The organism is Rhodococcus sp. YH1, assembly GCF_009939605.1.
GTDB classification, from domain to species: Bacteria; Actinomycetota; Actinomycetes; order Mycobacteriales; family Mycobacteriaceae; genus Rhodococcus; species Rhodococcus aetherivorans.
This window is the reverse complement of the sequence record NZ_WVTE01000268.1, coordinates 23,259-29,434: the sequence shown is the minus strand read 5'-3', so window position 1 is coordinate 29,434 and position 6,176 is coordinate 23,259. Positions and strand designations below refer to the sequence as shown.

General features: G+C 72.7%; 6 protein-coding genes. 3 read left to right on the top strand and 3 right to left on the bottom strand.

Annotated features, from left to right (window positions below; genetic code table 11):
• Positions 1–347: 347 nt before the first annotated feature.
• Positions 348–1,064, top strand: a complete 717-nt coding sequence (locus AIIKEEIJ_RS27535) for a GAF and ANTAR domain-containing protein (protein WP_161996970.1) — start codon at positions 348–350, stop codon at positions 1,062–1,064.
• A 196-nt stretch (positions 1,065–1,260) separates the two neighbouring features.
• Here AIIKEEIJ_RS27535 and AIIKEEIJ_RS27530 read toward each other — a convergent pair whose 3' ends face one another.
• Both AIIKEEIJ_RS27530 and AIIKEEIJ_RS27525 read right to left on the bottom strand, forming a co-directional pair.
• Positions 1,261–1,968, bottom strand: coding sequence for a type 1 glutamine amidotransferase (locus AIIKEEIJ_RS27530; RefSeq protein ID WP_043801677.1), 708 nt, complete (start codon positions 1,966–1,968; stop codon positions 1,261–1,263).
• Positions 1,961–3,214: a Mur ligase family protein gene (locus tag AIIKEEIJ_RS27525; RefSeq protein WP_006934534.1), complete on the bottom strand. Its 1,254-nt coding sequence runs from the start codon at positions 3,212–3,214 to the stop codon at positions 1,961–1,963. The genes AIIKEEIJ_RS27530 and AIIKEEIJ_RS27525 overlap by 8 nt, the downstream gene beginning before the upstream one ends.
• A gap of 224 nt (positions 3,215–3,438) precedes the next feature.
• On the opposite strand from AIIKEEIJ_RS27525, the gene AIIKEEIJ_RS34150 reads away from it, so the two are divergent.
• Together AIIKEEIJ_RS34150 and AIIKEEIJ_RS27515 are read left to right on the top strand one after the other, a co-directional pair.
• The gene (locus tag AIIKEEIJ_RS34150; protein WP_161996969.1) at positions 3,439–4,812 is read left to right on the top strand and encodes an NAD-binding protein; all 1,374 of its coding nucleotides are present in this window, start codon (positions 3,439–3,441) and stop codon (positions 4,810–4,812) included.
• A gap of 49 nt (positions 4,813–4,861) precedes the next feature.
• Positions 4,862–5,389: a DUF488 domain-containing protein gene (locus tag AIIKEEIJ_RS27515; protein ID WP_006932598.1), complete on the top strand. Its 528-nt coding sequence runs from the start codon at positions 4,862–4,864 to the stop codon at positions 5,387–5,389.
• On the opposite strand, the gene AIIKEEIJ_RS27510 is transcribed toward AIIKEEIJ_RS27515, so the two are convergent.
• Positions 5,386–6,168: a crotonase/enoyl-CoA hydratase family protein gene (locus AIIKEEIJ_RS27510; RefSeq protein ID WP_161996968.1), complete on the bottom strand. Its 783-nt coding sequence runs from the start codon at positions 6,166–6,168 to the stop codon at positions 5,386–5,388. The genes AIIKEEIJ_RS27515 and AIIKEEIJ_RS27510 overlap by 4 nt on opposite strands.
• Positions 6,169–6,176 lie beyond the last annotated feature (8 nt).

Below are 6,176 nucleotides of genomic sequence, written 5' to 3'. Positions count from 1 at the left end.
CGATGCGCCGGTGGTGGACGTGAGCACCAACGGGGTGCTCCGGGCGTCCTCGTCGTGTGCTGTGTGGCGGCGCGTTGCCGTGCCTGTCATATTCGGTTTATCCCCCTGCAAACAAATCGTGACTTGGTTCACAAAACCAATGCCGATGTGTTGTACCGCATCACAGCGACCGGCGCCACTCGAACGGATGTCCAACTCATGCCGCGGCACCGCCGGACCGCCCCGAATTCGCATGTAGGAAGCGAATTCGCCGTCCGGGCGAATCGGGGGGTGTTCCGGCGTGTCTGGTTGAATGGCGATCCGACGCCCCGCACGGAAGGGCGCGGCGAAGAGGTCGAGGAGCGCTCATGCAGAACGGACAGTCCGCGGCTGATCCGGCGACGGTGTTCGCCGCACTGGCCGAGATCGTCTATCGCGGCGCCGAGCCCTCGGAGGCGTACGCGGCGATCTGTGTGGCCGCCACGATGCTGGTTCCCGGCTGCGACCATGCGAGCCTCATGCTGCGGGAAGGCAGGGCGTACGTCACCGTCGGCGCCTCCGACGTCGTCGCGCGGCACGTCGACGACCTCGAGCGCGCCACCGGCGAGGGGCCGTGCCTGGATGCGATCGAGGAGGAGGCCGCCCAGATCGAGCCGGACCTGAGCGTCTCCGAGCAGTGGCCGCACCTGGCTCCCGGCGTCGTGAAGCAGACGCCGGTGCGGGGGGCGATGGGATTCCGGTTGCGGGTCGACGACCGCAAGGTCGGGTCGCTGAACCTGTTCTCCGACACGCCGGGGGCCTTCGACCTCGCGGCCGCCGCGAACGGCACCGTCCTGGCCGCCTTCGCGGCCGTCTGTGTCGCCGCCGTCTCCCGCGGCGAGGACGTCGCCTCGCTCCGCAACGGCATCGAGAGCAATCGGGAGATCGGCAAGGCGATCGGGCTCCTCATGGCGCTGAACAAGATCTCCGACGACGAGGCTTTCGATCTCCTCCGCCGGACGTCGCAGCAGGTCAACGTCAAGGTTGCGGAGCTGGCCCGCACCGTCGTCGACCAGCATCGCCGCGAGATCAAGGGGAGTAGCTGAACAGATCAAGGGGAGTAGCTGAACCCCGGATCCCACCCCTTGCCATCGGGGTGTGATGCAGGTAACATCAGTAGTGCGAATCGAGCAGACGTCCGAGGACGACAGAGGCTCGTGAAGCAGAGATCCGGCCCGGAGGTTGCGAAAGCGATTCCCGGGCCGAACCCCTGTCCGGGGGTGGTTTCGTCCGAGCGGCGGGTCAGGCGAGCCGCTCGCGGCGCAGCTGCTCGACCTCCGGCAGGTCCAGCGGCGGCAGCGAGTCCACACCGAGCGCGCGGGTCAGCAGCAGGTCCGCCAGCTCGGGATTGCGGGCCAGCACCGGGCCGTGCATGTACGTGCCGACCACCGAGCCCTGGACGACCCCTTCGACGCCGTCGCCCACGCCGTTGCCGACGCCCCGGGTGACCCGGCCCAGTGCACGGGCGGCGGGGCCGAGAGTCGTTCCGCCGCGGTGGTTCTCGAATCCGGTCAGCGGCAGGCGCAGGCCCTCGACGAGGGGAGTGGTGACCACCTCGCCGATGGCCCGGGTCTGCTGCGGAGTGGTGGTCACGTCGAGCAGGCCGACGCCGTCGACGCGCTCGCCCGCCGACGTCTGGTACCAGTTGCCGAGCACCTGGATCGCCGCGCAGATCGCCAGCACCGGCGCCCCGCGTTCGACCGCCCGTTGCAGGCCCGGATGGCGCTGCAGGTGCCGAGTGGCGAGGCGCTGCGCCGAGTCCTCGGCCCCGCCGAGGGTGTACAGGTCCAGGGACTCGGGCACCGGGTCCGTCAGGTTGATCGACACGACCTCGGCGTCCTGCCCGCGCATCCGCAGGCGCTGCCGCAGGACCAGCGCGTTGCCGCCGTCGCCGTAGGTGCCCATCACGTCGGGCAGCACGAGCCCGATCCGGACGGTGGACTCAGACATGCGCGGCTCCCTTCGCCAGGGCAGTGTTCAGATCCCGGAACGCGGTGTAGTTGGCCAGGACCTCGACCCGTCCCGGCGGGCACGACGCGATGGCCCGGATCGGATCTGCCACCAGCGTGTGCTCGACCCCGGCGTAGGTCAGCCGTACGGCCAGGTCGGTGCCGCGCTCGCCGGACGCCACGACGTGCACGCCCTCGAAGTGCTCGAACCGCACGTCCCACAGCCACGACAGGTCCTCCCCGTCCGGCACCTGCCCGTTGACCGCGATGACGAGACCGTCGACCGTCGGGTCGATCATCGACAGGGCCTCCTGCCACCCGGCCGGGTTCTTCGCGAGCAGCATGTGCACCGAATGCGGACCCACCTGCACGGTCTTGTACCGGCCGGCGACCTCCTCGACGACACCCGCGGCCGCGACGGCCGCGGCCGGATCGGCGCCGAGGGCGACCGCCGCGGCCACCGCCTGAGCGGCGTTACCGCGGTTGGCGCGCCCGGGCAGGGTCAGCGTCATCGGCAGCACCAGACCGTCCGGCCCGTAGAGATTCTCGTCGTCGACCCACCAATCCGGTTCGGGCCGTGCGAAATCCGAGCCCGTACTGTGCCAGCGCCCGTCTTCCCAGAGGATCGGCTCACCGGTGCGGGGGCAGCTGACCGAGTCGCCCGACCAGCCGGCACCGGCCGCCACCCACACCACGTTCGGGTGGTCGTAGGCGACGGAGGTGACGAGCACGTCGTCGCAGTTGGCGACGACCACCGCGTCCGGGTGGCGTTCGAGGCCCGCACGCAGCTTGCGTTCGATCATGTTGATCTCGCCCACGCGGTCGAGCTGATCGCGGCTGAGGTTGAGCAGCACGATCGCTTCGGGGTCGAGGGCGTCCGCGACGTGCGGGGTGTGCAGCTCGTCGACCTCGATCGCGGCGAGCGGCGCCTCCTGGTGGGCGACCAGCGCGGCGACGATGCCGGCGTCCATGTTCGCCCCGTCGGCCTGCGTGGCGACGGCGTCCATCGTCTCCAGGGCCGCCGCCGTCATCCGGGTGGTGGTGGACTTGCCGTTGGTGCCGGTGACCAGGACGGTGCGACGGCCGCGGCCGAGCTGTTCCATCAGGCGCGGATCGATCTTCAGCGCGACGAGGCCGCCGATCATCGACCCCTTGCCGCGCCCCGCCTTCTGCGACGCCCACGAGGCGGCCTTCGCCGCGCGCAGCGCCAGCCGCCCGCGCCCGGTGATTCGAGTGCTTGTACCCACGTCGCGAGTTTTCCACAGCGGCGCCTCCACCGCCGCGGCGCGGCCGTGTCCACCGCCGCGGCGCGGCCGTGTCCACCGCCGCGGCGCGGCCGTGTCCACCGCCGCGGCGCGGCCGTGTCCGCACGGTCACACGCCGCTACGCTGCGGGAATCGCTCACAGCGACCGCGCCGCCGGATGCGCCGCCGCAGGTTGCGTGGTCCCCTGAGGCGGGGAGGTGGTCGCCGTGGCGGAGGCGGATACAACCGGCGGGAACACCGGGACGTACGTCGTGGTGGGCGACACCACCGTCGCGCGCCGGGTCTGCGCCTCGCTCGTCGACCTCGGCTGCGCGGTGCGGCACGCGCCCCGGCCCGACGACGAGGAGCTGCGGGCCCTCCTGGACCGGCCGCCGGTCGCCGGGATCGCGGTGCTCCTGCAGGACGACGTGGTCGCGCTGCGGTATGCGCTCGCCGCGGCGCACCTGCAGCCGGACGCACCGATGGTCGCGACGATCTTCGACCGCACGATCGGCGATCAGCTCGCACGGTTCCTGCCGCAGTGCGACGTGACGTCGCCGGCGGATCTCGCCGTGGCCTCCCTGGCCGGGCCGTGCGTGGCACCCGGCCTGCTGGCCGTGACCTCCACCCGCGAACCGCGCGGCATCCGCGTGGCCGGCGACGTGCTCGACGAGGTGCCCGTCGCGGTACCGCGACGGATGGTGTGGCAGCGGTGGGCCGGGCAGCTCACCGCGGTGCTGCGCACCCACGAGACCGGCACCCGCATCCTGCTGGCCGGGCTGCTCGGCCTGGCGGCGGTGCTGTTCGGCGACTGGGCCTGGCTGACCTTCGGGGAGGGCAAGGGGGCGATCGACGCGTTCCACGAGGCGGTCCGCGTGGTCACGACGGTGGGCCCGGCGGCCGATCCGCACGGCAACGAGGCGTACGCCGCGATCGCGTCGACCGCGATGCTGGCGACGATCGTGTTCACCGCCATGTTCACCGCCGGGGTGGTGGACCGGCTGCTGGGCCCCCGCCTGACCGCGCTGCTCGGCCCCCGGTCGCTGCCCCGCTCCGGGCACGTGATCGTGGTGGGCCTCGGGCAGGTGGGCCTGCGGCTGTGCCGGGAGCTGCGGGACCTCGGCATCCCGGTGGTGGGCGTCGAGCGGGACACCAATGCCCGCAACCTGTGGCTCGTGCGCGACCTGAACATCCCCGCCGTGGTCGGCGACGGCGGCGACCGGCGGCTGCTCGAACGCGTCGGGGTGCATCGCGCGGCGGCGCTCGCCGCGGTCGGCTCCGACGACCGGGACAACGTCGCGGTCTCGCTCGCCGTCCAGGGCGTCGCGCCGGGCCTGCGGCTGGTGTTGCGCGCGGGCGAGCGCGAGGTGCTCGCCGAGACGGGCTCGCTGCTGCCGCTGGGCGTGATCCGCGACGTGACCAGCCTGAGCGCGACGTACGTGCTCGCGCGCCTGCTGGGTCGCGAGCCGCTGGGGGTGGTCGCCGGTGCGGTGCACGTGCACCTGCGCTTCCCGGACGGCCGGTTCGAGGAGCTGCCGATCGCGTCGCCGGGTGGATGCCGGCACACGTCGGCTGCAGGCGTGGGGACGAGCCTGCGGTAGCCGTCGGTGGTATGCCGGAGAGAACCGATCCGAGGGAAGGATCATCGAGGTGTTGCTCTCCGTGGGTCACGGACGGCTGGACCGGGCGCAGCTGACCGAGCTGCTGCGATCCGCCGGCGTGGAGTCGCTCGTCGACGTCCGGCGCTTCCCGGGCAGCCGGCGCAACCCGGACCTCGCCGGCGACGCGATGACGGAATGGCTGACCGATGCCGGCATCGGCTATCGGCTCGAGCGGCGGCTCGGGGGCCGGCGACGGCTACCCGCCGGGACGGCGCCCGAGGATTCGTGGTGGCGGGTCGAGCAGTTCGCTGCCTACGCCGCCCACACGCGCACCGAGGAGTTCGCCGACGCGCTCGACGGCCTGCTCGTGGAGTCCGCGCGGCGCCGGACCGCGATGATGTGCAGCGAGAGCGTGTGGTGGCGCTGCCACCGCCGCCTCGTCGCGGACATCGTCGTGTTGCGTTTCGGCCGCGACGTCGAACACCTCATGCACGACGGCCGCCTCGTCGCGCACGAGGCGGCCCCCGGAGCCCGCGTGCGGGCCGACGGCCACGTGGTGTGGGACGGCTCCGGCTAGGTGCCGGATTCGCCGAAGCTGCCGTGCCGCCCGGCGCCGGCGGCGAACCGGGAGGCGCCGTCGAGCGTGTCGTGGGCGAGGGAGACCGTGCCGTGCCGGAACTCGTTGAGCAACGCCTGGTCCTCGTCGAGACCGTGCTGTTCGAGCAGGGAGAGACGATCCCGGCGCAGGCAGGTCTGGGGGAAGGCGGCGATCTCGGCGGCGAGCGTGCGGGCCGCGGCGAGCGCCTGCCCGGCGGGCACGAGCCGGTTGACCAGCCCGATGCGCAGCGCCTCGTCGGCTTCGACGGGACGGCCGGTCAGGACGAGATCCATCGCGCGGCTCTCGCCGATGAGCCGCGGCAACCGCACCGTGCCGCCGTCGATCAGCGGCACGCCCCAGCGGCGGCAGAACACGCCCAGCACCGCCCCCTCCTCGGCGACGCGCAGATCGGCCCACAGCGCCAGCTCGAGCCCGCCCGCGACGGCGTGGCCCGAAATCGCGGCGATGACGGGCTTGGACAGCCGCATCCGCGACACGCCCATCGGCCCGTCACCGTCCGGGGCGACCCGGTTCGCGCGTCCCTCGCTGATCGCCTTCAGGTCGGCGCCGGAGCAGAAGGTGCCTCCCTCGCCGTGCAGGACGGCGACCGCCGCCTCGTCGTCGGCGTCGAAGGCGCGGAAGGCGTCGGCGAGCGCCTGCGCCGTCTCCCGGTCGACCGCGTTGCGGACCTCGGGACGGTTGATCCCGATGGTGGTGACGGGCCCGTCGCGGCGGACCCGAACCGGATCGGACGTCATCGTCGTGA

Bases quoted from the DNA above. Each gene is read 5' to 3' on its own strand.
- AIIKEEIJ_RS27535 (WP_161996970.1), top strand. From the start codon at position 348: ATGCAGAACGGACAGTCCGCGGCTGATCCGGCGACGGTGTTCGCCGCA.
- AIIKEEIJ_RS27530 (WP_043801677.1), bottom strand. From the start codon at position 1,968: ATGTCTGAGTCCACCGTCCGGATCGGGCTCGTGCTGCCCGACGTGATG.
- AIIKEEIJ_RS27510 (WP_161996968.1), bottom strand. From the start codon at position 6,168: ATGACGTCCGATCCGGTTCGGGTCCGCCGCGACGGGCCCGTCACCACC.